We start from the raw sequence: 24,028 nt of genomic DNA on the forward strand, positions 1-24,028 counted from the left end.
GCCGTCAGCGCCAGAAAGGCAAGATCGGGCATGGGATCCTTCTTCTCAGGAGGGGGCGCGGCACCCGCCGCACCGCCGGGACGGGGGAACGCGCACCCGGCGGAACCGAGTCAACGCCCGGCCGCGCCGATTGCACAGGGGACCTGACGCCATCGCTATGCCGCCGCCCGGCTTCTTGACGGGACGCTGACAGCGCCGCTCAGACCACCCATTCGGATCCCATCACGCCAAACGCCCCAAATCCGGAAACCAGGGCCGTAGAGTCCTCTCCATCGGCGCCTGCCGCGGCCGTCCGACCCGGTTTCCTGCCATGCGACCAGGCCGGACGGCCGCGGCGAACCCAGCGCCCCGCGTCCCCGAGGGAGTCCACATGAGGCGCACCGCCGTGCCCGCCGCCGTCGCCGTCCTCGCATGCGCCGCGCTGGCGGCCTGCGGCGCTGACTACGCGGGGAACGGCTCCTCGAAGGCACGGGCAGGCGTCACGGACGTCCAGGAGCGCGTGACCAGTGTGGACTGGGGCGCGTGCGACCTCCAAGGGATGTTCCAGGGCCGGGAGCTCGACGCGGCGCAGGCCGCGTGGGCCGAGGCCCTCGAATGCGGTGCGATCAAGGTCCCGGTCGACTACGAGGACCCCGGCGGGCTCCAGGTGCGCCTGGCGATGGTCCGCCACCCCGCCACGGCCGCCGACAAGACCGGGTCGCTGCTGGTGAACCCGGGCGGTCCCGGCGGCTCCGGTGTGGAGCTGGCCGCGCAGCCGTTCCTGCCGGACGCGGTGACCGCGGCCTTCGACGTCGTCGGGTTCGACCCGCGCGGGGTGGGCGCGAGCGCGAACCTCACGTGCGGTTCGGAGGACGCGTTCGACGCAGCTGTGACCGACGTGTACACCGACGACCCGTCCGCGATCACCGACGCCCAGGCCGAGGCGCTGAAGACCGGTGCGCAGGACTTCTCCGGCGAGTGCGCCCAGGAGGAGGACCCGGTGTTCCTCGACAACATCGGGACCATGAACGTTGCCCGCGACCTGGAGGTCATGCGCGCCGCGCTCGGCGACGACCAGCTCACCTACCTCGGGTACTCCTACGGCACCTACATCGGGCAGATGTACCTGTACCTCTACCCGCACAAGGTGCGCGCCATGGTCCTCGACGGGGTCATGCGCACCTCCGGGTCCGTGCTCGACGTCGCCGAGGGCCAGGCCACCGGGTTCGAGACCGCCTGGCGCGACTTCGCCGCGTACTGCCTCACCGTCGACGGCTGCCCGCTGTCCTCAGTCGACGCCGCCGACACCGAACTGACCGCGATCCTCACGCAGGCGCAGGAGCGCGTCGGCGGGGGCCTCACCGTCGCCGACATGCTCGACATGATCGCCCAGAGCCTCTACTCCGAGGCCAAATGGCCCGCACTGGAGAAGGTCCTCGCCGGGGTCGCCGCCGGGACGCTGGAGCAGTTCGTGCAGGACCTCCAGGACCTCGCCGGGGACGAGGGCTCGTCGCGTCCGCTGCGCCTGCCGCCGATCCCGCTGCCGCGGCGGGACTCCGACGCGGACTTCTACGGCGTCCAGTGCGCCGACCGCGACAACCCCGGCCACTTCGGGGCCTACCGCAACTCCGCGGAGGCCGCGTTCGGGAACTCGGCGCTGTTCGGCGCGGGGATCTCCTGGAGCTACCTGCCGTGCGCGACCTGGCCGGCCGACGAGCCGAACCCCTCGAAGGTCGACGGCCGCGGCGCCGCCACCGCCGTCCTGGTCGGCAACACCGGCGACCCGGCGACCCCGTACGCGTGGGCCGAGCAGGTCGCCTCGGACCTGGACGACGCCGTGCTGGTCACCTACGAGGGCTCCGGGCACACCGCGTACGCCCTGGGCCACGAGTGCGTGGACGCGCCCGTCACGGCCTACCTGATCGGCCTCACCGTCCCCGAGCAGGGCCTGCGCTGCCCGCAGGAACTCGGCTGAGACACCGCGCGACTACACTGTGGAGCGGCCGTCCGGCGCGTCTCACTCCCGGTCGTACACCGGTCGGTCACCCTGGTGCGTCTGGCAAGATGTCCCAGTCGCTCCGAGAGCCGCACGGCGGCGGGAGCGACGCCAGACCGTCGATGTGACGAAAGAAGCGCGAATGCACACTCTCCCCAGCACTGCTCGGACGGAGGCACCCGCATGGTCGACATGACCTGGTTCGAGGCGATCGTGCTCGGCGTCGTCCAGGGCCTGACCGAGATGCTGCCGGTGTCCTCCTCGGCCCACCTGCGGCTCACGTCGGCCCTGTTCTTCCAGGAGGACGCGGGGGCGTCGTTCACGGCGGTCACCCAGCTCGGCACCGAGACGGCGGTCCTGATCTACTTCTGGAAGGACATCGTCCGCATCCTCGTGGCCTGGTGGAAGGGCCTGTGGGACAAGGAGCAGCGGGGCGTGACCGACTACCGGCTGGGCTGGTACGTCATCATCGGGACGCTTCCGATCGTGTTCTTCGGCCTCATCTTCAAGGACGCGATCCGCGACGGCGCCCGCAACCTGTGGCTCGTGGCCTTCAGCCTCATCTTCTTCGGCCTCCTGCTCGCCCTCGCCGAGCTCGTGGGCCGCAAGACCCGCACGTGGGACGACTTCCGCATGAAGGACGGCCTCATCCTCGGCTTCGCGCAGGCCGGCGCGCTCATCCCCGGCGTCTCCCGCTCGGGCGGCACGATCACCGCGGGCCTGTTCATCGGCCTCGACCGCGCCGTGGCCGCGAGGTACTCGTTCCTGCTGGCGATCCCGGCCGTGTTCGGCGCGGGCATCCTCAGCCTCGGCGACGTGTTCGAGCCCGCCACCGAGGGCTCGGTGCCCTCCGGCGCGCAGATGCTGGTCGCGACCGTCATCGCGTTCATCGTGGGGTTCGGCGCGGTCCACTGGATGCTCAAGTGGGTCGCCAAGCACTCGGTCTTCATCTTCGTCTGGTACCGCTGCCTCCTCGGCGTCGCGGTGGTCATCATGCTGGAGACGGGCTTCCTCTCGGCCACCTGAGCCGCGGGACACGAGAGGGCCGGTCCGATCGGACCGGCCCTCTCTCGTACCCCGCCCTTGACGTTCTGACAAAAAAGTTGAATAATGTCAGGATGTCAGATCGAGCCGCCGCCGCGAAGGCCGCGATCACCGCGGCCGCGGGCCCGGTGTTCGCCCGCTACGGGTACCGGCGCACCACCATGGACCTCCTCGCGCAGGCCGCGGACGTCTCGCGACCCGCCGTCTACCAGCACTTCCCGAACAAGGCCGCGGTCTTCGGGGCCGTCGCCGAGCACATGACCGCCCACCTGCACGCCGCCGCCGAAACCGCTGCGGCGCAGCCGGGGACGACCGCCGAGCGGCTCTACCGCGCCCTCGCCGTCAAGCTCGACTACGCCGCCGAGACCATCGGTGCCGACTTCCGCGGCGAACTCGTCCAGGAGGCCGCGCGGATCGCCCCCGAGACCGTCACCGCCGCCGAGGCCCGCTACGCCGCGTTCGTCGCCGCGGTCCTCGAATCCGACCCCGGCCTCGACCGGCTCCCCGCCGCCGACGCGGCGGCCGTCCTGGTCGACGCCATGCTCGGCATCGCGCGCTCCGCGGGCGGCGCCGAGCAGATGCACGAGCGCCTGCGCCTCCTCGTCGACCTCACCCTCAACGGACTCCGGAAGGACTTGTCATGACCCTGCTTCTCACCCTCATTGCGGGACTGCTCGCCGGGAACGGCCTGCCGCACTTCATCAAGGGCATCACCAAGGAGGACTACCCGACGGTGTTCGGGAACGGTCCCGTCCCCAATCTCATCGCCGGATGGTCCTCCCTGACGATCGCCGCGATCGTGCTCATGCTCGCCGACCTGGGCGCGGCGCCCGTCGCCGCGACCGCCGGGATCAGCCTCGGCGTCCTCGCGATGGGCCTGTTCCACGCCCAGGTCGGCGCGTTCGGACGCTAACCGCGCCGCGTCTGTCCTCTCGACTCCGCAACGGCGAGGGCCGTGACGGACCCCAGCAGGATCACCGACCCGGCGACCGTCGCCGCCGTCAGCGGCTCGCCGAGCACGGTGACCGCCAGGACCGCGGCCGTGCACGGCTCGATGAGCATCATCACCGAGGCCGTCGCCGCCCGCACCCGGGCCGCGCCCGCGAAGTACAGCGGGTACGCCACGGCCGTGGTGAACACCGCCAGGTACGCCATGAGCGCCACGCCGTGCCAGACGTCGCCGCCCTGGGGGAGGAGCCCCTCGAACCACGCGGGCGCCAGCAGCACGAGCGCCCCGACCCCGAAGGACCACAACGTGATCGTGAACGCGTCCTCGCCGCGCTGACCGGCGGACCGGCCCAGCAGCGTCACGCCCGCGTACCCGGCCGCCGACAGCACCGCCAGGCCCGCCCCGGCCGGGTCGACGCTCGCGTCGCCGCCCACGAGGACCGTGAGGCCCGCGACGGCCCCGGCCACGGCGAGGAGCCCGCCGCGTCCGAGCCGCTCGCCGAGCCAGATGCGCGCGCCGAACGCGGTGAGCACCGGCCCGGACCCGAGTGTCAGGAGCGTCGCGACGGCCACGCCGGTGGCCTCCACCGACGCGAAGTAGGCGGTCTGGAACACCGCCATGCCGACCCCGGCGCCCACGAGGTGCCCGAGGCGCCCCCGCAGCGGCCGCACTTCGCGCGGCTGCGCCTTGGACCGGCCCGTCCGCCGGAGCGCGCAGAACGCGCCGAGCAGCACGAGGCCGCCGAGGTGGCGCCAGAACGAGACGGCCATGGGCCCGATGTCGGTGGCCGCGTAGATCAGGTCGGCGGCCGCGCCGGTGGTGCCCCAGGCGAGGCCGGTGAGCGTGAGGAACGCGAGCCCGCGCCGGGCCGACCCGGTCGCAGGGCGCGCTTCGATGACAGTGGACAAACGTCCTCCAGAGGAGAGTCATGGGAAAGGTCTCTCGTCTGCGGGCACGTCGCCAAGACGCGACCGGCCCGTGGCCGGTCGCGGAGTCGGGGGAGGCCCGCCTTAAGCGGCGGGCGGGGAGATGCCGAAGCGCATGGCCGCAACCCTACCCCGGCAGGTGCCGCCGGTAGGACCGCAGGAGCGCCGCCGCGCACACCACGCCCACGCCCACGACCCCCAGCAGCAGGCCCGCCGCCGGAGCCCCCGTCGCGGCCGCAATGGCCGACAGGAGCGCCGGGGACGCGAACCCCAGGTACGACACCGCGTAGAACACGCCCGTCAGCCCCGCGAGGTCCGCCGGGCCCGCGATCCGCTGCACCTCGAGCAGACCCGAGACCATCCCGGTCCCCATGCCCGCGCCCGCGGCCACCGCCGCGACGATCCCCAGGGGCCACGACTGCCAGTGCGCGGCCGCGGCCACCACCGCCACCCCGGCGACGATCATCGCGAGCCCGGCGAGCGCGCCGCGCGCCGAGTCCTTCTGGTCGATGTGCTTCGCCAAGGGCTGCACCGCCGCCGACGCCGCCAGCGCCACCACCGTCAGGAGCGTCGCGTAGGCGATGCCCCACCCGCGCGTCGCGTCCGCCAGGAGCACCGGCAGGTACCCGTACCCGATCGCCGAGGCCGCGAACACCCACGGCCCGGCCACGACCACGACCCGCGTGAACCGCTTGTGCCCGGCCTTGGGGACCCGCAGCTGCGCGCGCAGCGGCCCCGGCACGCCGCCCGTGGTCGCCGTCTCCGGCGCCTTGAGCACGAGCCACGCGAACGGGAGCGTCAGGGCCACATGGATGGCGAACGGCAGCTGCTCGGGCCACGGCCCCCACTGCGCGATGAGCCCGGCGACCCCGGCGCCCGCGAGCGACCCGAGCGAGAACGCCAGGGTCGCGCGCCTGGCCCCGGCGCCGGTGTCCGCCGCCGGGTCGTGCGGCCACTGCGACAGCTCCTTCATCCACGCCGAGCCCACGCAGGTCGCCGTCCCCACCGTGACCCCGGCGAGGAACCGGCCGAAGCAGATCATGAACGCCCCCGACTCGCCGAACGCGAGCGCCGTCGAGGCCGCGACCGCCGCGAGGACCCCGGCGAACATGACCGGGCGCCGCCCGTACCGGTCGCTCAGGGCCCCGGAGAGCAGGAACGCGGGGACCAGCCCGAGGACGTACACGCCGAGGAACCCGTTGACCGCGGCCGTCGAGTAGTGCTGCCGCTCCTGGTAGAGCAGCAGGAGGGGGCTGAACTGGTTCCCGGCCCAGCTGGTGAAGAACATGACGGCGAACAGGGTCCGCCACGGCCGCGTCTTCGGGGGAGCGAGCGGTTCCGGCGGCGCCGCGAGGGCGCTCACGCCAGGCCCTGGTGTCGCGAGAGGTGCAGGTCCAGGACCCGGCCGTACCCGGCGGCGTCGCCGCGGCCCAGGCACGCGGCCATCTCGCGGTGCTCGTCGAACGAGGCGTCCAGGACGACCTGGCTGCTGGAGAGCACGAGGTGCGCGAGGCGCAGCTGCCGGTCGCGCAGGAGGTCGAAGAAGTGCGCGGCGATCGGGTTGCCCGCCAGGCCGATCACGGCCGCGTGGAAGTCGCAGTCGGCCTCGACGTACGCGCCGAGGTCCCCGGCGGCCAGGGCCGCCTCCTGGCGCTGGAGCGGGACCCCCAGGGCCGCATCGATCTCAGATGCCGTCAGGCTCCGGGCGGCGACGCGGTCGACGGCGCTGCGCTCCAGGACCCCGCGCATCTCCACCACGTCCGCGGCCTCGCCGGGCGACACGGGGTTGACGGTGGCGCCCTGCCGCGAGGACAGTGTGATGAGCCGCTCGGCCGACAACCGGAGGAACGCCTCGTGGACGGGGGTGCGGCTGAGTTCGAGCTCGTCGCCGATCTGCCCCTCGGACAGCCTGGCGCCCCCGGCGAGGTCGCCGGTGATGATCCGCTGCTTGGTGTACGCGTACGCGCGCTCGGCCGCCGCCTGTCCCGTCATGGGTCAGGACGCTACCACTTGCATGCATCGTTGCATGCAACGATTCCCGGCGGCTGGGACTCAGTCCCCGTCGCGCTGGCGCACCGCGTACCCGGCGCGCTGGTTCAGGTCGCCGATCTGGCGGTCGAGCCAGTCGATCTCGGTGAGGTTGGTGGACCGGTGGATCTGCATGAGGCCCTTGCGGAACGGCGAGTCGAGCCGCTCGGGCGGGACGGGGGTCCCGTCGGCGTCGAAGAACAGCTGCGCGGGCTGGTCGAGGAACTCGCGGCGCCTAGCGAGCACGAGCGCCTGCTCCCGCGGGTTCTCCAGGTGGTGCAGGAACGCCAGCAGCACGTACCACTTGTTGTCGTCGGTGATGAACCCCGGCTCGGGGTCGCGCAGCCACCGCCGCAACTGGTCGGTGCCGATCTGCGTGATCTCCAGCATGTGCCGCGGCGCGGCCACCGACCCGGGCGCGGTGCGCCTGGTCAGGCACTGCGCGTCTTCGAGCTTCTTGATCGTCGGGTACAGCGTCCCGTCCGCGACGGGCCGCACATGCCCGGCCAGGCTCGCGACGCGGTTCTTCAGGTCGTACCCGTGCAGGGGAAAGTCCCGCAGGAATCCCAGAATCGCCATCTTCAGCATGTGTCCATTATGACACATCTATAGATATACATCGACACCGAGGTTAAAAAACCTCTTGTCAGTCAACGAAAGTGCCCGTCTCAAAGAACGAGCACGGGCTCCGCCCGCGCACTCACCAAAAAGGAAAGCCGCCCTCGAATCCCTTGCCTGAGCAGGGATCCGAGGGCGGCAGGGCCTCCGTCGAGGGGCGTCAGATGATGTGGAAGTACCAGAGGGCCAGGTAGGCGGTGGCGGCGAGGAAGGCGATGAGGGTGAGGAGGACGATCCAGCCGGCGGCGGCCTCGAAGACGCCGGGGCGGGCGGACTCGCCGGTGGCCGCGGCGACGGGCTCCCAGACGGTCTCGTCGATGATCCGCATGGGGGCGAGGGCCTTCGCGGGCGGGTACCAGGCGCGGGGCTGGACCTGGAGGGCGGTGCGGTTGGCGGCCTGGAGGCGCCCGCGCCGGTTGTACGCGAAGACGGCCACATCGGACTCGTCGGCGAGGGTCGCGAGGTCGTCGTCCAGGGGCATCGAGGTGTACAGGCGCCGCTTGCGGTCCGGGGAGCCGGTGCCGACGATCATGGGGACGTCCTCGGCGGTGACCGGCAGGCCCGGGGCCTTCACCGCTGCAACCGTGCGAGCCGACTCGACGGCGGCCTCCCACTGGGGCACCGGCAGGTAGTCGCCGTCGGTCTTGTCGAGGTGCCGCAGGTGCGCCTGGACCAAGCTGAGGAGTGCGTACGTCTGCGGCGGCACGTCGGACGGCATGTTCATGAAGTGAAGTGTCACATACGCCCGAGCCGGTCGCACCTGTCCGCGGCCGGGAGTGACCGGTTCAGAACGCCTCGATCTCGGCGCCGAGGAGCTGGAGCCGCTCGGCGAGGTGCTCGTAGCCGCGGTGGATGACGTTGACGTGCCGCAGTTCCGAGGTCCCGCGGGCCCGCAGCATCCCCAGGAGCAGCACGACGGCGGGCCGCAGCGCGGGCGGGCACACGACCTCGGCGCCGGTCCACCCGGCGGGCCCGGACACCTGGATGCGGTGCGGGTCGAGCAGGCGCACGTGGGCGCCGAGCCGGTTGAGCTCGGTCAGGTAGATCGCGCGGTTCTCGTACACCCAGTCGTGGATCATCGTCGAGCCCTCCGCGCACGAGGCGATGAGCGCGAAGAACGGCAGGTTGTCGATGTTCAGGCCCGGGAACGGCATCGGGTGGATCTTGTCCATCGGCGCCCGCAGCCGCGAGGGGTGCACCGTCAGGTCCGTGAGCCGGGTCCTCCCGTTCTCGGCGAGATACTCGGGGCCGGTCGCGTACTCCAGGCCCATCTCCTCGGCCAGCGCGAGTTCGATCTCGGTGAACTCGATGGGGACGCGGCGGACGGTGATCTCGGATTCGGTGACGATGGCGGCGGCGACGAGGCTCCACGCCTCGATGGGGTCCTCGGAGGGGGCGTAGTCGACGTCGGCGTCGATGTCCTCGCGGCCGTGGACGGTGACGGTGGTGGTGCCGACGCCGTCGATGCGGATGCCGAGGCGCTCCAGGTAGAAGCAGAGGTCCTGGACCATGTAGTTGCAGGAGGCGTTGCGGATGACGGTGACGGCGGGGAAGCGGGCGGCGGCCATGATCGCGTTCTCGGTGACGGTGTCGCCGCGTTCGGTGAGGACGATGGTGCCGGGCGGGTCGACGCGGTCCTTGACGGTGGCGCGGTAGGCGCCGCCGGAGGTCTCGACGGAGAGGCCGAAGCGGCGCAGGGCGACCATGTGGGGTTCGACGGTGCGGTCGCCGAGTTCGCAGCCGCCGGCGAAGGGGAGCTCGAACTCGGGGTAGTCGTGGAGGAGGGGGCCGAGGAACATGATGATGGACCGGGTGCGGCGGGCGGCGTCGGCGTCGATGCCGGTGAGGTCGAGGCGCTCGGGCGGGGTGAGGCGCAGGTCCTGGCCGATCCACTCGTGGTGGACGCCCATGGAGTCGAGGACGCGGAGGATGCGGTTGACCTCTTCGATGCGGGCGACTTTGCGGAGGGTGGTGGTGCCGCGGTTGAGCAGGCTGGCGCACAGGAGTGCGACGCAGGCGTTCTTGGAGGTCTTGACGTCGATCGCCCCGGAGAGGAGGGTGCCGCCGTGGACGCGGAGGTGCCTGGGCGCGTCGTCGGTGCCGTTGCAGCGGCCGGTACGCGTGTGTGCTCCTGCGGTGGCGTAGTCGAACATGCGGCCAGCGTAACGGACGTGAGTGTCCGATTAGGGGCGTTCGTGCGTGAAGGGTCCTCGGTTCAGGCGACGGGGTTGATGCCCTCGGCGGCGCGGATGCGCTCGTCGAGGAGGTCCATGACCGCGGCGACGGAGGGGCGGCGGGCGCCGCCGCGCAGGGTGACGGCGCGGAAGTGCCGGTAGGGCGTGTAGGGGCCGCCGATGGGGACGCGGACGAGGTCGAGGTGGTGGGGGAGGTCGACCAGGCGCGGGATGAGGGCGACGCCCATGCGGTGGTCGACCATGACGGCGATGACGGGCCATTCGCGGGCCTCGCCGGTGACGGTGGGCCGGAATCCTGCGTTGGAGCAGGCGGTGAGGACGTGGCGGCGGTGGATGGAGCCGGGGACGCCGATGATCCAGGGTTCGCGTTCGAGGTCGCGCAGGTCGGCCTTGTCGCCGCCGGCGGCCCAGTGGCCGGAGGGCACGACGAGGTCGAACGGGTCGTTGAACACGGTCTGGGAGTCGAAGCGGATGTCCTCGGGGGGCGGGTTGTCGGGGGTGGCCTCGACGAGGGCGAGGTCGGCGTCCCCGGCGAACAAGAGGTCGAAGCTCTCGGAGGCTTCGGCTTCGCGCAGGCGCAGTTCGAGGTTGGGGTAGCGGTCGCGGGCGGCGTCCACGAGGGGGGCGAGGAGGGTGGCGATGGCGGTGGGGAAGCCGCACAGGCGCAGGAGCCCGGACGGTTCGCCCTCGGTGGCCTGGAGTTCGGCCTCGGCGAGGCGCCACATGGCCTCGATGGCGTCGATGTGGGCGATGAGGATCTGCGCGGCCGAGGAGAGGCGCACGCCGCGCCCGACGGGTTCGAGCAGTGGCACGCCGAGGTCCTTGGAGAGCAGCCTGATCTGCTGCGACGCCGCCGAAGTCGACATGTGCAGGGACTTCGCGGCGCCGGAGACGGTCCCGTGGTGGGCGATGGCCCGCAGGACGTGCAGTCGGCGGAGGTCGATCACCGTGTGTCTCCGATCCCTTTAGCTTCTGCTTCACGATGAGTTTCGCAAACCATCGTCGCCGAAGTGTTGTAGCCCGGACGAATGGGACTCTAACCTCGATGATGAGCGTGATGCCGGCGTCTGTGCCGGCGGGTGGGCGCTCGACCCAATCTGCTTTCCGATGCCTTGTGAGGAGGACACGGTCATGCTCTGCTGCCCGTACTGCGGTTGGCCCGACGATGATCCGGTGACGACCGTGTCCCGGCACCGCAGCGCCGCCGGCGCGACGGTGTGGACGCGGTGCATCTGCGGGTCCCTCCAGACGCGGGTGCAGCGCGGCGCCGCGTCGGTGGTCTGCGCGCGGAGCAGACCGGTCGGCCGTCCGGCCGCGGCCCTGTAACGCACCTCCGCACTCCCTTCCAGCAATACCGCACGCGCCCGGTCCGGGCGTGCGCTCCTTCCTGCCTGCCTTCGTCCCGAAAAAAGGGTTTCCCATGCACGACTTCGACGTCCGCATCATGTTCCAGATCATCGGCGCGCTCCTGTACATCACGAACTTCCTGCTGCTCCAGACCCACCGCATCCACGCGACCAAGCCCGCGTCCCTGCTGCTGGTCATCTCGGCCTGCTCGATCCTGCTGACGGCGGCGATCATCGGCCGCGACTGGGGCCTGATCCTCCTGGAGGGGACCTGGCTGATCCTGGTCAGCTCCACGTTCGCCATCCGCCAGCGCGAGACGCGGCGGCGCCTGGTGCTGGAGCGCGAGGCGGTGGCGTCGGCGGTCGCGGTGGTCCGGGAGGTGCCGGTCGCGGTTCCGGCCGAGCCGGTGTCGGTGCCTGTGGTGCGCGAGCGTGAACTGGCGGGCGCGGCCGCGTAGTGTGCGGGGCCGGTTAGGCTCTGGGCGTGGCTATCCGAGTGCTCATCGCAGACGATCAGGAGATGGTCCGGGCGGGTTTCCGGGCCATCATCGACGCGCAGCCCGATATGGAGGTGGTCGCGGACGCGCCTGACGGTGTGGTGGCGGTGGCGGAGGCGCGGCGGTTGCAGCCGGACGTGTGCCTGTTCGACATCCGGATGCCGCGGCTGGACGGGCTGGAGGCGACGCGGACGCTGCTGGCGGGTCGGAACGGTGCTGGTCCGCGGGTGGTCGTGGTGACGACGTTCGACACGGACGAGTACGTGTACGGGGCGCTGCGGTCGGGTGCGACGGGGTTCCTGCTGAAGGACTCGGGTCCGACGCTGCTGGTGGAGGCGGTCCGTGCGGCCGCTTCGGGCGAGTCCCTGGTCTCCCCTTCCGTCACGGTGCGGCTCTTGGAGCGGCTGAGCGAGCCCGTGAAGGACGGCCCAGCGGCCGTGCGGGTCCTCACCGAGCGCGAGCTCGACGTGGTCGAGCTCGTGGCGCGGGGGAAGACGAACGCGGAGATCGCCGGGACGCTGTTCGTGTCGGTGTCGACGGTGAAGACGCACTTGGAGGCGGTGCGGGCGAAGCTGCCCGCGCGCAACCGGGTGGAGATCGCGGCGTGGGCGTGGGAGCACGGCGTCGTCGGTTGAGGCGGGGGTGCTGATGCGGGGTCTTGCGGTGGGGTCGTCGGTGACCGAGACGGTGGTGAACCGGTCCCGGTTCGTGTGCTCGCTGTACCGGGTGGATTCGGACGCGGAGGCGCGGGAGCGGATCGCGGCGCACCGGCGGGAGTTCTGGGAGGCGACGCACAACTGCACCGCGTACGTCCTCGACGAGGGGCGGATCGCGCGGTCGAACGACGACGGCGAGCCGGCCGGGACGGCGGGCCTGCCGATGCTGGAGGTGCTGCGCGGCCGGGGCCTGACCGATGCGCTGGCGGTGGTGACCCGGTACTTCGGCGGTGTGAAGCTCGGCGCCGGGGGCCTGGTGCGCGCGTACGGCGGGGCGGTGTCGGCGGCGGTGGACGCGGCCGGGGTCGTGGAGCTGGAGGTGTGGCCGCGGCTGCTGGTGCGCGTGGACTACGGGGTCGCGGGGAGCCTGGAGGGGCTGCTGCGGCTGCGTGAGGACGTGCGGCTCGCGGAGGTGTCGTTCACGGACGTGGTGACGTTCGACCTGGCGTGCGCGGATGCGGAGGTGCTGGCGGCGTGGGTGGCGGGCCAGTCGGCGGGTGCGGCGGAGGTGGAGCCGGCGGGTTCGGTGTGCGTGGAGCTGTAGGATCGGTGTTGTGACCGATAACAGTGCTTCGAGCCCGTACCCGAACCCGTTCATCCGCGAGCGCGCGGACCCGCAGGTCCTGCGGCACGGGGGCCGCTACTACTTCACGGCCACGGTCCCGGCGTACGACCGGATCGTGCTGCGCGGCGCCGACACCCTCGACGGGCTGCGCACCGCCGAGGAGACGACGGTCTGGGTGAAGCACCCCGAGGGCGCGATGGGCTCGCACATCTGGGCGCCGGAGCTGCACCGGGTGGGCGAGGGCTGGTACGTGTACTTCGCGGCGGGCGAGGCCGCCACCGCCACCGGGGACGTGTGGAAGATCCGCATGTACGTCCTGGAGAACCTGAACGACGACCCGCTGGCCGGCGAGTGGACCGAGAAGGGGCAGATCGCCACCCCGGTCGACTCGTTCTCGCTCGATGCGACGACGTTCGCGCACGGCGGCCGCCAGTACCTGTGCTGGGCGCAGCACGACCCGGACCTGAAGGGCTCCAACACGAGCCTGTACCTGGCCGAGCTCGCGAACCCGTGGACCCTCGCGGGCGACCCGGTGGAGGTCTCGCGGCCCGAGCTCGACTGGGAGACGGTCCGGTTCGCGGTCAACGAGGGCCCGTACGCGCTGGTGCGCAACGGGAAGGTGTTCATCACCTACTCGGCGTCGGGGACGGGCGCGGAGTACTGCGTGGGCCTGCTGTCGGCCGACGCCGACGCGGACCTCCTCGACCCCGCCTCCTGGGCCAAGAGCCCGGTCCCGGTGTTCACCACGAACGGGGCCAACGGGATCTACGGTCCCGGGCACAACGCGTTCACCACCGACGAGGACGGCCGCGACCTCCTCGTGTTCCACGCCCGCGCGTACGAGGAGATCACCGGCGACCCGCTCGACAACCCCGACCGGCACTGCCGCATCCAGCCCTTCGGCTGGCACGCCGACGGGACCCCCGACTTCGGCGAGCCGCAGCCCGAGGACTGAAGCGGCGCACCGGCGCGGACCGGGCCCCGGCCTCGGCCGGTCGGCCGAGGCGCCCGGGGTCCCTTGGGGACTACGGTGAGGGCACCAACCCCTGGAGGTGCCATGAAAGCCGTCGTCCAGGACCGGTTCGGCCCGCCCGAGCAGGTCCTCCGCGTCACCGACCTCGACCGCCCCGCGCCCGGCCCCGGCGAGGTCCTCGTCCGGATGCGGGCCACCAGCGTCAACACGCCCGACTGGATCGCTGTCGCCGGCGTCCCGTATGTGCTGCGCCTGTCGGCCCGCGCGAAAGGGGCCGTGCGCGGCACCGACGTCGCCGGGACCGTCGCGGCCCTCGGCGAGGGCGTCACCGCGCTCAGTGTCGGGGACGCGGTCGTCGGCACGAAGTGGGGCTCGGGGTTCACCACGGCGGGCACGTTCGCCGAGTACACGACCACCGCCGCCGACCGGCTCATCCCCAAGCCCGACGCGCTCTCCTTCACCGACGCCGCCGCCTCCGTCATGTCCGGGATGACCGCCTACGCGGCCATGACCGAGTCCTTCAAAGCCGCACCCGGCACACGGGTGCTCGTCAACGGGGCCTCCGGCGGGGTCGGCACGTTCGCCGTCCAGATCGCCAAGCACCTCGGCGCGCACGTCACCGCCGTCTGCGGCCCGAAGAACCTCGACCTCGTGCGCGACCTCGGCGCCGACGCCGCCCTCGACTACACCACCACCGACTTCACGGCCGGGCCCGACCGGTACGACGCGGTCCTCGACAACGTCCTCAACCACCCGCCCCGGCGGGCCCTGCGCGCCCTCGCCCCCGGCGGTGTGTACCTGCCCAACAGCATCGGGAACTCCGGCGGGCTCATCGCCGGGCTCGCGAAGATGGCGGGCGCGACCCTCCTCGGCGCCCTCGGCCGGGCCCGGGTCCGCTCGGTCGACGGGAACTTCACGCCCGAACGCCTCACCGCGGTCGCCGACCTGGTCGAGACCGGCGCCGTCACGCCCGTCATCGACCGCGTCTACCCCCTGGAGGAGGCCCCGGCCGCGGTCGCGCGCATGTACGCCCACCACGCCCGCGGCAACCTCGTCATCACCATGGGCGACTGAGGCATTCAGTCACTGGTGTCGCGGCGCAGCCGCTTGGTCTCGCCGCGGCGCCGCTTGTCCTCCAGGCGCCGCCGCTTCTGCCCCCGCGAGGGCTTCGTGGCCCGCCGCGCGGGCGGCGGCGCCGCGATCGCCCGGCGCAGCAGCTCCCCGAGCCGCTCGGCCGCGGCCTCCCGGTTGCGCAGCTGCGACCGGAACTCCGACGCCGCGATCACCACCGCCCCCTCCACCAGGCGCGACTCCAACCGCGCCAGCGCGCGCTCGTGCAGCGACTCGGGGAACACCTTCGTCGCGGCCAGGTCGAAGACCAGCTCCACACGCGAGTCGGTGGTGTTGACGCCCTGGCCCCCCGGGCCCGAGGAGCGCGAGAACCGCCAGCGCAGTTCGGCGTCGGGGATCTCGTACTGGGCGGTGACGGTGACGGGCATGGCGTGCTTCCAGATCGTGCGTTCAGGCGGTGAGGGCGGTGCGGGCCCAGCGGACGAGCATCGCGAAGATCGGCCGGCGACGCTCCATGACGGCCCCGTCCCCGGCGCCGTCGTAGTCGGCGCTGGCGATGGACCGCCCGGCGGCGAGTCCCTGGAGCATGGCGGGGGCGAGCCAACAGTACTTGGCGGCGCCCGCGGCCGCGACGGCATTCCTGACCGCCGCCTCGTCTGCGAACCCGGTTTCCTTGAGTCCTTGCAGGTAGGCGGCGGTGAGGGCGGTCTCGGCGTCGGCGAGGCGCTCGACGGGCTGGAGGCCGTCGAAGAACGTGTCGGCGATGAGGTTCGCGAGGTCCTCGCCGATCGCGCCCTGCCCGGTGAAGGCCCAGTCGAGGAGCACGAACTCGCCGTCGGGCCTGCGGCGCAGGTTCATCGGCCACACGTCCAGGTGGCAGACGGTCTGCGGCGCGGCCTCGGCGAGGGCGAACAGGCCGGTGCGCCGCTCCCACACGGTCCGCAGGCCCTCCCGCAGGTCGGCGGGCCAGTGCGCGGCCGCGATGGGGTGGTCCCAGTCGAGGGGCCCGAAGTCCCGGCGGCCCGCGTACCGGCGCAGGAACCCCCGCGAATGCCACGGCTCCACGGTTCCCTTGCGGCCCTGCACGGTCCCGAGCCGGTACGCGAACTCGGCGAGGTCCTCGACCGTGCAGTCGCGGCCCGCGGTGCCCTTGACGTGTTCGAGCCACAGCTCGACGCTCCCGTCCGGCCGCTCCCCGCACGCCAGCAAAGCCGGGGCGCCGATTCCGGCGTCGCGCCCGTACCGCTCTGCGAACCCGCTCGCATACGCGAGCGGTTCGCGGCGCCAGTAGTTCCAGTGGCCCGGGTCCTGGGAGGCCGCCCAGTGCGCCGGCCCGTCCCCGGCGGGCGTCAGGTGCTTGAGGACGGCGTCCCCGCCGGGCCCGGCGACGTGCCAGATCCCGCCGGTCGCCTGGTTCCCGGTGTTGTGCGCGAACGCCTCCACGGGACGGACGGGGGCGCCGACGGGGGAGTGGCGGGGGTCGGTGAGCACCCGGAGGATTCTGCCACCCCCGCCGCGGCGGTCAGCGGCGGTCGGAGAAGTCCTCCACGGCCATGACGGCGGTGCCGGTCTCGTCGGAGGCGTCGAGGTCGACGGTGAACAGCAGGGACCAGTCGCGGTCCCCGGCCGGGTCGTCGATCGTCTGGCGGACCGTCCAGGTCCGGCCCTCCTTGGCGATCTCCAGCAGGTCGGCGCCGCGGGCGGGCCCGGCGGTGCCGATGTCGTCGTGGGCCGCGAAGTACGCCTCCAGGGCCGTGTCCCACTTCGAGGACGGCCACCCGGTCTCCAACGCCGCGAGCGCGTCGGGGCGGTCGGCGGCGGCGAGTTCGACGTGGCGGAACGCGGCGTTGCGGACGGCGATGGTGAACGCCCGCTCGTTGTCGGTGAACGCCCGGGCGGGCCGCCCGGTGTCGATCTCCTCGTCGTCGGCGGGGTTGGTGAGCTGCTCCCACTCGTTGATGAGCGAGGAGTCGGTCTGGCGGATCGTCTCGCCGAGCCACGCGGTCAGGTCGTCCACTTCGGCGCCGCCGGTGTCCTCCGGGAGCGTCTGCACCAGCGCCTTGTACGCACTGGAGAGGTACCGCAGGAGCAGGCCCTCGGCGCGGGGGAGGCCGTAGAGGGCGATGTACTCCCCGAACGTCATGCGGCCCTCCCAGATCTCGCGGAGGATCGACTTGGGCTCCAGCTGGTAGTCCGCGGCCCACGGGTGGCTGGTCTTGTACGCCCCGAACGCCTCGTCCAAGAGCTCGGCGAGGGGCTTGGGGTAGTCGACCTCGGCGTCTTCGAGCTGGTTCATGCGGTCGTAGTAGTCGAGGCCGTCGGCCTTCATCGCGTTGATGGCCTCGCCCTTGGCCTTGCTGCGCTGCGCGGCGAGGATCTGCCCCGGGCCCTCCAGGGTGGCCTCGACGATGGAGACGACGTCCATCGGGTACGTCTCCGACTCCGTGTCGAGCAGTTCGAGGGCGGCGAGGGCGAACGGGGCGAGCGGCTGGTTGAGCGCGAAGTGGTCGGGCAGGTCCACGGTGAGCTTCACGGTCCCGCCGTCGATGACGATGATCCCCGCGTCCCGCAGCGTCCTGGCGATCGTGAGCGCGGTGCGGGCCATCTTCAGCTGGGTGGCCCGGTCGGCGTGGGAGTCCTCGATGAGGGTGCGCACGTGGTTGAACGTGTCGCCGCCGCGGCCGAGCAGGTTGATGAGCATCGCGTGGGTCATGCGCATCCGCGACGTCAGGGCCTCCGGGGCGGCCTCGGAGAGGCCGAGGAACGTCTCCTCGGACCAGCCGACGAAGCCCTCGGGGGGCTTCTTCTTCGCCATCTTCTTGCGCTTCTTCGGGTCGAGCCCGAACTTCTGCTGCGCCTTCTCGTTCTCGATGACGTACTCGGGGGCCTGGCAGACCACGAACCCCTCGACGTCGAACCCGGCCCGGCCGGCGCGCCCGGCGATCTGGTGGAACTCGCGGGCCCGCAGCCGCCGGGTGCGGCGCCCGTCGTACTTCGTCAGCCCTGTGAACACGACGGTGCGGATCGGCACGTTGATGCCGACGCCGAGCGTGTCGGTCCCGCAGATGATCTTCAGCAGACCCTGCTGGGCGAGGCGCTCGACGAGCCGCCGGTACTTCGGGAGCATCCCCGCGTGGTGGACGCCGATGCCCGACCGCACGAGGCGGGCGAGGGTCTGCCCGAACTTCGTGGTGAACCGGAACCCGCCCAAAGCGGCACTGATGGCGGCCTTCTGGTCCTTGTCCACCAGGTTCAGGGAGGCGAGGGCCTGGGCGGTCTCCAGGGCCGCGGCCTGCGTGAAGTGCACGATGTACGCGGGGGCCTTCTCGTTCTTGACGAGGATCTCCACGGTCTCGTGCAGCGGGGTCTTGCGGTACTCGTAGTGCAGCGGCACGGGCCGGGTCGCGGAGGCGACCAGGGCGGTCTCGCGGCCGGTGCGCCGCGTCAGGTCCTCCTCGAAGAACGCGGTGTCGCCGAGGGTCGCGGACATGAGCGTGAACTGGGCGCGGTGCAGCTCCAGGAGCGGGACCTGCCAGGCCCAGCCGCGGTCCGGTTCGGCGTAGAAGTGGAACTCGTCGGCCACGACCGAGTCGCAGTCCAGGGCCGCGCCCTCGCGGAGCGCGAGGTTCGCGAGGATCTCCGCGGTGCAGCAGATCAGCGGGGCGTCGGGGTTGACGGCGGCGTCGCCGGTGAGCATCCCGACGTTCTCGTGCCCGAACTGCTCGCACAGCTCGAAGAACTTCTCCGACACCAGGGCCTTGATCGGCGCAGTGTAGAACGACGTCCGCTGGTTCGCGAGGGCGTTGAAGTGCGCGGCGGCGGCGATGAGCGACTTGCCCGACCCGGTGGGGGTCGCGACGATGACGTTCTGCCCGGTGCAGATCGCCAGGAGGGCCTCTTCCTGGTGCTCGTAGAGGACGATCCCGGAGTCCTCGGCCCACTGGGCGAAGGCGGCGTAGACGTCGTCGGGTTCGGGACGGTCGGACTCGGGCAGGTAGTCGATGAGGCTCACGCGTACCAATGGTGCCCGCTCGCCCGGACCGTCCGCCAGCGGCCCCCGCTAGTGGTCGTAGGTGACCAGGACCGGCGCGTGGTCGGACCACCGCCGGTCGTGCGACGCGGCCCGGTCGACCCACGCCTTCGTGGCCTTCGCCGCCAGGCCCGCGGTCGCCACGTGCAGGTCGATGCGCCAGCCCGCGTCGTTGTCGAACGCCCGGCCCCGGTAGGACCACCACGAGTAGGGGCCCTCGACGCCCGGGTGCAGGGACCGGACCACGTCCACGAACCCGCGCGGCCCGTACACGTCGGTGAGCCAGTCGCGCTCCTCGGGCAGGAACCCCGCGGTCTTCTTGTTCGCCTTCCAGTTCTTCAGGTCGGCCTCGGCGTGCGCGATGTTCCAGTCCCCGCACACCAGCAGCTCCCGGCCGCCCGCGACCGCGGTCTTCCCGGTCGCGGTGAGGTAGTCGGCGAACGCGGCCATGAACCGCTCCTTCTCGACCTGCCGCGGCGTGTCCACCTCGCCCGAGGGCAGGTACAGGGACGCGACGGTCAGGCCCGGCAGGTCCACCTCCGCGTACCGCCCGGACCCGTCGAACTCACTGGACCCGAAGCCGATCCGCACCGCCTCGGGCTCCTCGCGGGTGAGGACGGCCACCCCGGCGCGGCCCTTCGCCGTGAGCGAGGGCGCCACGACCCAGTGCCAGCCGCCCGCGGCCGCGGCGTCGGCGGGGATCTGCGTGTCGTCCGCGCGGACCTCCTGGAGCAGCACCACGTCCGCGTCGACGTTCGCGAGCCAGTCGACCAGGCCCTTCTTGGCGGCGGCCCGGACTCCGTTGACATTGGCGGTGGCGATGGTGCGCATGCGCCCACCCTAACGCGCGCCGCCGACGCCCACCGGCAACGCCGCGACACCGTGATCACGGCCCCCGGGCCGGTCCGGGACGCCCCGGCCGGGGCGCGGGCACCCCATACACTCTGTGGCATGACACAGGCGAGGGAACGACGCGGCGCACGGGCGCGATGGGCCGCCGCGGCGCTGGCCGCACTCACGGCGGCGTTCGCCCTCCCCGGGACCGCCCACGCCGACGAGCCCGAAGCCGACGGTGTCGTCATCGTCGGCGTCCCCGGCCTCGCCTGGTCCGACATCGACGCCGACGCCACCCCGAACCTGTGGGACCTCGCCGGCACCGGCGCCTCCGCCGCCATGAGCGTGCGCACCCTCGGCTCCTGGACCTGCCCCGAAGCCGGATGGATCTCCCTCGGCGCCGGCGAGCGGGCCGGGGGCGTCGCCCCCCGCGACGCCCAGTGCTCCGCCCAGTCGCAGCTGCGGCCCCCGGTCGACACCGGCTCGGGCTGGACCGTCGAGGACTGGGACGCGTTCATCGAGGTGAACTCCGCCTACAACTACGGCGCCCGCCTCGGGTCCCTCGCCGACGCGCTCGCCGAAGCCGCCCTCGCCCAGGAGACCGCGGCCGCCGAGGCCGAAGGGGACGGCGAGCCCGCCCCCGAACCCAACCCGGGGTCCTGCGTCGCCGGGATCGGCGACGGCGCCGCGCTCGCCGCCGCCGACACCGAGGGCCGCATCACCTACTGGGCCCCGGGCCTGGACTCCCTCGCGGACGCGATGGACGCGTGCGACGTCGTCATCGTCGACCCGGGTGTCGTCATCGGCGACACCGCCGACCACGCCCCCGACACGAGCACCGACTACGACCAGCTCGGTGAGGACGACACCGAGGTCGGCACCGACGCCACCAGTGCCGAAGCCGACCCCGGCGAGATCGCCCCCGAGGCCGACCCGGTCCGCGACGCCGCCGTCACCGCCGCCGACACCGCGATCGGGCAGGTCCGCGACGCCCTCCCCGACACCTGGCGGCTCATCGTCGCCGGGGTCAGCGACGCGTCCGCGCCCGGCTCCCTCCACCCCGTCCTCTACTCCGGGCCCGGCGTCGAACCCGGCGACCTCACCTCCCGGACCACCGGCCGCGACGGGTACGTGCAGCTCACCGACCTGACCGCGACCGCGCTCGCGGTCGTGGGCGCCGACATCCCCGCCACCGTCGCCGGCGCCCCGGTCACCGTCCTCGCCGACGCCGACCGCACCGCCGCCGAAGCGGTCGCCCGCGGCGCGGACCTGACCGCCGCGTCGGCGGCGAACGCCGACGTCTCACCGAACTTCTACTGGACGCTGTCGTTCGTCGGCGTCGCCGTCATGCTCCTGGCCGCGCACCTCGCCGCCGGGCCGGACCGGTTCCGGCGCACCGCCCGCACCGTGTGCATCGCGTTCTCGGCCGTCCCGGTCGCCGGGGTCGCCGCCGGGATCCCCCCGTGGTGGCGCGCCGACCACCCCAAGCTCGCGTTCTGGGGCCTCATCCTCGCCGGGGTCGCCGTCCTCACCGTCGCCGCGTCCCTCCCCTGGACCCGCAGGGGCGTCCGGCCCGTGCTCGTCGTCGCCGGCGCCGCCGCGGCCCTGATCGCCGTCGACCAGGTCTCCGGCGCCACCTGGCCCCTGCACACCCCCATGGGCTACACCGCCCAGGCCGGCGCCCGGTACACGGGCCTGGGGAACTACGCGTTCAGCGTGTTCGCCGCCGCCGTGATCCTCCTCGTGTGCTTCATCCCCTGGCGGGGCCGCGCCCGCATATGGGGGCCGATCGCGCTCGGCGTGTGCGCGGTCGTCATCGTCGGCGCCCCGATGCTCGGCCGCGACATGGGCGGCACCCTCACCCTCGTGGCCGCCGGGATCCTCTGCTGCCTGAAACTGTGGGGCAAGCGCCTGTCCATCGGCGCGGTCCTCGCCGCCGGAGGCATCGCGTTCGCCGTGTTCGCGATCGGCGGGATCCTCGACTACCTGCGCCCCGAAGAGGACCAGACCCACCTGGGCCGGTTCGTCGGCTCCGTCCTCGACGGCACCGCCACCCAGATCCTCATCCGCAAAGCCTCCGCCGCCTGGGGCACCGTCGGCGAGTCCATGACGTGGATCTCCCTCGCCGCCCTCGTCGCCGCCGTCCTCATCTGGCGCAAGCGCGCCCCGATCCGCACCAACGCCGTCGCCGCCGCCGTCGTCGGACTGACCGCCGTCGCCGTCATCGGCGGCCTCGTCAACGACTCCGGGATGTCCGTGCCCGGGTTCACCGCCGCCCTCGGCTTCGGGCTCCTCGCCGTCGCCGTCGGCCCCCGCCACGACACCCCCGCCCTCCCCGCACCCGAACCCGCAGCCAAGGCCCCCGCCGCGACCTGACCCGCCACATGCCACACCCGCGCACCCCCGGTCCGCCCGGTCACGCACCGCAGCCGGGTAGGGTGAGGCCCATGCGCGTGGCGACCTGGAACATCAACTCGCTCAAAGCCCGGCTCGACCGGGTCCTCGCCTGGCTCGACGCCGCCGGCGCCGACGTGGTGTGCCTCCAAGAGCTCAAATGCGCCACCGCCGACGTCCCCACCGACGCGTTCACCGCCGCCGGGTACGAGACCGCCGCCTGGGGCACCGGCCGCTGGAACGGCGTCGCCATCCTCTCCCGCGTCGGCCTCGCCGACGTCCGCGAAGGCATCACCGGCCAGCCCCAGTTCGGCGGCGAGACCGAACCGCGCGCCATCACCGCCACCTGCGGACCCGTCCGCGTCCAGTCCCTGTACATCCCCAACGGACGCGACACGGCCGACCCGCACTTCCCCTACAAGCTCGCGTTCCTCCAGGCCCTCGCCGCCGACGCCGCCAAGGACGCCGCCGCGGGAGTCCCGTTCGCCGCCATGGGCGACTACAACATCTGCCCCACCGACGACGACATCTGGGACATCGACGCCTGGACCGGCACCACCCACGTCACCGCCGACGAACGCGACGCGCTCGCCGCCGTCCAGGCCGCCGGCCTCGACGAGATCCACCCCAGGGCCCTCAAATACGACCGGCCGTTCACGTTCTGGGACTACCGCAACCTCGACTTCCCCAAGAACCGCGGCATGCGCATCGACCTCGCGCTCGCCAACCCGGCGTTCAAGGACGCCGTCACCGACGCCTACGTCGACCGCAACGAACGCAAAGGCAAAGGCGCCTCCGACCACGCCCCGCTCGTGGTCGACCTCGACCTGTAAACCCACGCGCGGCCACCCCACCCCGACAGCGGGCCGCGCCCGATCCGGGAAGGGCTGACCTCCACCCGTGCGCAACAAGATCCTCTCCGCGCTCCTGCTCGTCGCGCTCCTCGCGCTGATCCCCGCACCGGCCGCGGCCGAACCCGACGAGGAGACCCTCGAAGCGGACCTCACCGAGGCCATCGCCGCCGTCAACGACGCCCAAGCGGCCGTCGACGACGCTAACGCCCGCGCCGCCGAACTGGAGACCCAGATCGCCGACACGCAGGCCCGCTTCGACGAGCTCCGCACCGACCTCGACGACTACGCCCTCTACCTCTACACCGAGGGCGACCTCCAGCAGACCAACGCGATCCTCTCCTCCAGCGACACCCGCGAGCTCATCGACGCCATGACCTACACCGGGTTCCTCGGCAACGAGCGCGCCGCGCTCCTCAACGAGGCCGGGGAGATCCTCGACCAGCTCGAAGCCGAGCAGGCCGCCCACGCCGCCGAACTCGACGACGCCGCCGCGGCCCTCAAAGACGCCGAGACCGCCCAGGAAGACCTCGAAGAGCAGCTCGACGAGCTGCGCGCCGAAGAGGCCGCCGGACCCGGCGGCGACGGCGGCGCCCCCGGCGCCGGCGACTACACCGGCGGCGACGGCGGCTGCACCGAGGACGACCCCACCACCTCCGGGTGCCTCACCCCCCGCACCCTGAACATGTACTACGAGACCAAGGACGCCGGCTTCGACCACTACGTGTCCTGCTACCGCTCCGGCGGCTCCGGCGAGCACCCCCTCGGCCGCGCCTGCGACTGGGCCGCGAACTCCTCGGGCTTCCAGGACGAGGACGCCTCCGGCTCCGACAAGGACTACGGCGACCGCCTCGCCGCCTGGTACGTCAACAACGCCTCCAACCTCGGCGTCGAGTACGTCATCTGGTACCGCCAGTTCTGGTCCCCGGGCTCGGGCTGGCGCTCCTACTCCGGACAGGACGGCACCCCCGCCGGCGACCACACCAACCACGTCCACGTCTCGATGCAGTAGGCAG

The 24,028-nt window shown here is 72.4% G+C and carries 23 protein-coding genes and 1 pseudogene; 13 read left to right on the forward strand and 11 right to left on the reverse strand.

Going from position 1 to position 24,028, the window contains the following annotated elements; translation table 11 throughout:
- The first annotated feature begins 370 nt into the window (after positions 1-370).
- The 4 genes from AB0A65_RS16050 to AB0A65_RS16065 all read left to right on the forward strand — a co-directional run bounded on the left by AB0A65_RS16050 (position 371) and on the right by AB0A65_RS16065 (position 3,932).
- On the forward strand, positions 371-1,954 hold the full coding sequence (locus tag AB0A65_RS16050; RefSeq protein ID WP_359951925.1) for an alpha/beta hydrolase: 1,584 nt from the start codon (positions 371-373) through the stop codon (positions 1,952-1,954).
- A 204-nt stretch (positions 1,955-2,158) separates the two neighbouring features.
- The gene (locus AB0A65_RS16055) at positions 2,159-3,001 is read left to right on the forward strand and encodes an undecaprenyl-diphosphate phosphatase (protein ID WP_359951927.1); all 843 of its coding nucleotides are present in this window, start codon (positions 2,159-2,161) and stop codon (positions 2,999-3,001) included.
- Positions 3,002-3,093: 92 nt separating this feature from the next.
- Positions 3,094-3,663: a helix-turn-helix domain-containing protein gene (locus AB0A65_RS16060; protein WP_359951929.1), complete on the forward strand. Its 570-nt coding sequence runs from the start codon at positions 3,094-3,096 to the stop codon at positions 3,661-3,663.
- Positions 3,660-3,932 (forward strand): hypothetical protein, encoded by a 273-nt coding sequence (locus tag AB0A65_RS16065; RefSeq protein ID WP_359951931.1) that lies wholly within the window; start codon positions 3,660-3,662, stop codon positions 3,930-3,932. The genes AB0A65_RS16060 and AB0A65_RS16065 overlap by 4 nt, the downstream gene beginning before the upstream one ends.
- On the opposite strand, the gene AB0A65_RS16070 is transcribed toward AB0A65_RS16065, so the two are convergent.
- The 7 genes and pseudogenes from AB0A65_RS16070 to AB0A65_RS16100 all read right to left on the reverse strand — a co-directional run bounded on the left by AB0A65_RS16070 (position 3,929) and on the right by AB0A65_RS16100 (position 10,682).
- On the reverse strand, positions 3,929-4,876 hold the full coding sequence (locus tag AB0A65_RS16070; RefSeq protein ID WP_359951933.1) for an EamA family transporter: 948 nt from the start codon (positions 4,874-4,876) through the stop codon (positions 3,929-3,931). The two genes, AB0A65_RS16065 and AB0A65_RS16070, sit on opposite strands and share 4 nt — an antisense overlap.
- Before the next feature lie 145 nt (positions 4,877-5,021).
- A complete protein-coding gene (locus tag AB0A65_RS16075) occupies positions 5,022-6,257 on the reverse strand; it encodes an MFS transporter (protein WP_359951935.1) in 1,236 nt (411 codons plus the stop codon).
- Entirely contained in the window at positions 6,254-6,886 is a 633-nt protein-coding gene (locus tag AB0A65_RS16080) for a GntR family transcriptional regulator (protein WP_359951937.1), read from the reverse strand. Before AB0A65_RS16080 ends, AB0A65_RS16075 begins: the two co-directional genes overlap by 4 nt.
- 60 nt (positions 6,887-6,946) lie before the next feature.
- Positions 6,947-7,510, reverse strand: coding sequence for a PadR family transcriptional regulator (locus AB0A65_RS16085; protein ID WP_359951939.1), 564 nt, complete (start codon positions 7,508-7,510; stop codon positions 6,947-6,949).
- A gap of 190 nt (positions 7,511-7,700) precedes the next feature.
- Complete coding sequence (locus tag AB0A65_RS16090) at positions 7,701-8,264, reverse strand: hypothetical protein (RefSeq protein WP_359951941.1); 564 nt, start codon at positions 8,262-8,264, stop codon at positions 7,701-7,703.
- 61 nt (positions 8,265-8,325) lie between these two features.
- A pseudogene (locus tag AB0A65_RS16095) lies at positions 8,326-9,627 on the reverse strand (UDP-N-acetylglucosamine 1-carboxyvinyltransferase); the annotation flags it as partial.
- Between the two features lie 128 nt (positions 9,628-9,755).
- Positions 9,756-10,682 (reverse strand): LysR family transcriptional regulator, encoded by a 927-nt coding sequence (locus AB0A65_RS16100; protein WP_359951943.1) that lies wholly within the window; start codon positions 10,680-10,682, stop codon positions 9,756-9,758.
- Positions 10,683-10,842: 160 nt separating this feature from the next.
- Here AB0A65_RS16100 and AB0A65_RS16105 point away from each other — a divergent pair, with 160 nt between their 5' ends.
- The 6 genes from AB0A65_RS16105 (at position 10,843) to AB0A65_RS16130 (ending at position 14,906) form a co-directional block, all read left to right on the forward strand.
- Positions 10,843-11,061, forward strand: coding sequence for a hypothetical protein (locus AB0A65_RS16105; RefSeq protein WP_359951945.1), 219 nt, complete (start codon positions 10,843-10,845; stop codon positions 11,059-11,061).
- A gap of 94 nt (positions 11,062-11,155) precedes the next feature.
- The gene (locus AB0A65_RS16110; RefSeq protein WP_359951947.1) at positions 11,156-11,539 is read left to right on the forward strand and encodes a hypothetical protein; all 384 of its coding nucleotides are present in this window, start codon (positions 11,156-11,158) and stop codon (positions 11,537-11,539) included.
- Between the two features lie 26 nt (positions 11,540-11,565).
- On the forward strand, positions 11,566-12,213 hold the full coding sequence (locus AB0A65_RS16115) for a response regulator transcription factor (protein ID WP_359951949.1): 648 nt from the start codon (positions 11,566-11,568) through the stop codon (positions 12,211-12,213).
- A 13-nt stretch (positions 12,214-12,226) separates the two neighbouring features.
- Positions 12,227-12,838 (forward strand): YigZ family protein, encoded by a 612-nt coding sequence (locus tag AB0A65_RS16120; RefSeq protein ID WP_359951951.1) that lies wholly within the window; start codon positions 12,227-12,229, stop codon positions 12,836-12,838.
- 10 nt (positions 12,839-12,848) lie between these two features.
- A complete protein-coding gene (locus AB0A65_RS16125; RefSeq protein WP_359951953.1) occupies positions 12,849-13,814 on the forward strand; it encodes a family 43 glycosylhydrolase in 966 nt (321 codons plus the stop codon).
- Positions 13,815-13,916: 102 nt separating this feature from the next.
- A complete protein-coding gene (locus AB0A65_RS16130; RefSeq protein ID WP_359951955.1) occupies positions 13,917-14,906 on the forward strand; it encodes an NAD(P)-dependent alcohol dehydrogenase in 990 nt (329 codons plus the stop codon).
- A 5-nt stretch (positions 14,907-14,911) separates the two neighbouring features.
- Here the strand turns inward: AB0A65_RS16130 and arfB are convergent, their stop codons facing one another.
- The 4 genes from arfB to AB0A65_RS16150 are packed head-to-tail and all read right to left on the reverse strand — an operon-like array spanning position 14,912 to position 19,764.
- Positions 14,912-15,331: an alternative ribosome rescue aminoacyl-tRNA hydrolase ArfB gene (gene arfB, locus AB0A65_RS16135; RefSeq protein WP_359951957.1), complete on the reverse strand. Its 420-nt coding sequence runs from the start codon at positions 15,329-15,331 to the stop codon at positions 14,912-14,914.
- Between the two features lie 22 nt (positions 15,332-15,353).
- The gene (locus AB0A65_RS16140; protein WP_359951959.1) at positions 15,354-16,394 is read right to left on the reverse strand and encodes an aminoglycoside phosphotransferase; all 1,041 of its coding nucleotides are present in this window, start codon (positions 16,392-16,394) and stop codon (positions 15,354-15,356) included.
- Between the two features lie 31 nt (positions 16,395-16,425).
- A complete protein-coding gene (locus tag AB0A65_RS16145) occupies positions 16,426-18,915 on the reverse strand; it encodes a DUF3516 domain-containing protein (protein ID WP_359951961.1) in 2,490 nt (829 codons plus the stop codon).
- Positions 18,916-18,963: 48 nt separating this feature from the next.
- On the reverse strand, positions 18,964-19,764 hold the full coding sequence (locus AB0A65_RS16150) for an exodeoxyribonuclease III (protein ID WP_359951963.1): 801 nt from the start codon (positions 19,762-19,764) through the stop codon (positions 18,964-18,966).
- Between the two features lie 120 nt (positions 19,765-19,884).
- Between AB0A65_RS16150 and AB0A65_RS16155 the strand changes: the two genes are divergently transcribed.
- The 3 genes from AB0A65_RS16155 to AB0A65_RS16165 all read left to right on the forward strand — a co-directional run bounded on the left by AB0A65_RS16155 (position 19,885) and on the right by AB0A65_RS16165 (position 24,024).
- On the forward strand, positions 19,885-22,143 hold the full coding sequence (locus AB0A65_RS16155; protein WP_359951965.1) for a hypothetical protein: 2,259 nt from the start codon (positions 19,885-19,887) through the stop codon (positions 22,141-22,143).
- A gap of 71 nt (positions 22,144-22,214) precedes the next feature.
- A complete protein-coding gene (locus tag AB0A65_RS16160; protein ID WP_359951967.1) occupies positions 22,215-22,994 on the forward strand; it encodes an exodeoxyribonuclease III in 780 nt (259 codons plus the stop codon).
- Between the two features lie 67 nt (positions 22,995-23,061).
- On the forward strand, positions 23,062-24,024 hold the full coding sequence (locus tag AB0A65_RS16165; RefSeq protein ID WP_359951969.1) for a hypothetical protein: 963 nt from the start codon (positions 23,062-23,064) through the stop codon (positions 24,022-24,024).
- Positions 24,025-24,028 lie beyond the last annotated feature (4 nt).

The organism is Glycomyces sp. NPDC047010, from assembly GCF_040644205.1.
In the GTDB taxonomy this organism is placed as follows: Bacteria; Actinomycetota; Actinomycetes; order Mycobacteriales; family Micromonosporaceae; genus Glycomyces.

What these genes read in the sequence shown, in the direction of transcription:
- AB0A65_RS16050 (WP_359951925.1), top strand. Translation starts at nt 371, where the DNA reads ATGAGGCGCACCGCCGTGCCCGCCGCCGTCGCCGTCCTCGCATGCGCC.
- AB0A65_RS16055 (WP_359951927.1), top strand. Translation starts at nt 2,159, where the DNA reads ATGGTCGACATGACCTGGTTCGAGGCGATCGTGCTCGGCGTCGTCCAG.
- AB0A65_RS16060 (WP_359951929.1), top strand. Translation starts at nt 3,094, where the DNA reads ATGTCAGATCGAGCCGCCGCCGCGAAGGCCGCGATCACCGCGGCCGCG.
- AB0A65_RS16065 (WP_359951931.1), top strand. Translation starts at nt 3,660, where the DNA reads ATGACCCTGCTTCTCACCCTCATTGCGGGACTGCTCGCCGGGAACGGC.
- AB0A65_RS16080 (WP_359951937.1), bottom strand. Translation starts at nt 6,886, where the DNA reads ATGACGGGACAGGCGGCGGCCGAGCGCGCGTACGCGTACACCAAGCAG.
- AB0A65_RS16085 (WP_359951939.1), bottom strand. Translation starts at nt 7,510, where the DNA reads ATGCTGAAGATGGCGATTCTGGGATTCCTGCGGGACTTTCCCCTGCAC.
- AB0A65_RS16090 (WP_359951941.1), bottom strand. Translation starts at nt 8,264, where the DNA reads ATGAACATGCCGTCCGACGTGCCGCCGCAGACGTACGCACTCCTCAGC.
- AB0A65_RS16105 (WP_359951945.1), top strand. Translation starts at nt 10,843, where the DNA reads ATGCCTTGTGAGGAGGACACGGTCATGCTCTGCTGCCCGTACTGCGGT.
- AB0A65_RS16110 (WP_359951947.1), top strand. Translation starts at nt 11,156, where the DNA reads ATGCACGACTTCGACGTCCGCATCATGTTCCAGATCATCGGCGCGCTC.
- AB0A65_RS16120 (WP_359951951.1), top strand. Translation starts at nt 12,227, where the DNA reads ATGCGGGGTCTTGCGGTGGGGTCGTCGGTGACCGAGACGGTGGTGAAC.
- AB0A65_RS16130 (WP_359951955.1), top strand. Translation starts at nt 13,917, where the DNA reads ATGAAAGCCGTCGTCCAGGACCGGTTCGGCCCGCCCGAGCAGGTCCTC.
- arfB (WP_359951957.1), bottom strand. Translation starts at nt 15,331, where the DNA reads ATGCCCGTCACCGTCACCGCCCAGTACGAGATCCCCGACGCCGAACTG.
- AB0A65_RS16150 (WP_359951963.1), bottom strand. Translation starts at nt 19,764, where the DNA reads ATGCGCACCATCGCCACCGCCAATGTCAACGGAGTCCGGGCCGCCGCC.
- AB0A65_RS16155 (WP_359951965.1), top strand. Translation starts at nt 19,885, where the DNA reads ATGACACAGGCGAGGGAACGACGCGGCGCACGGGCGCGATGGGCCGCC.
- AB0A65_RS16160 (WP_359951967.1), top strand. Translation starts at nt 22,215, where the DNA reads ATGCGCGTGGCGACCTGGAACATCAACTCGCTCAAAGCCCGGCTCGAC.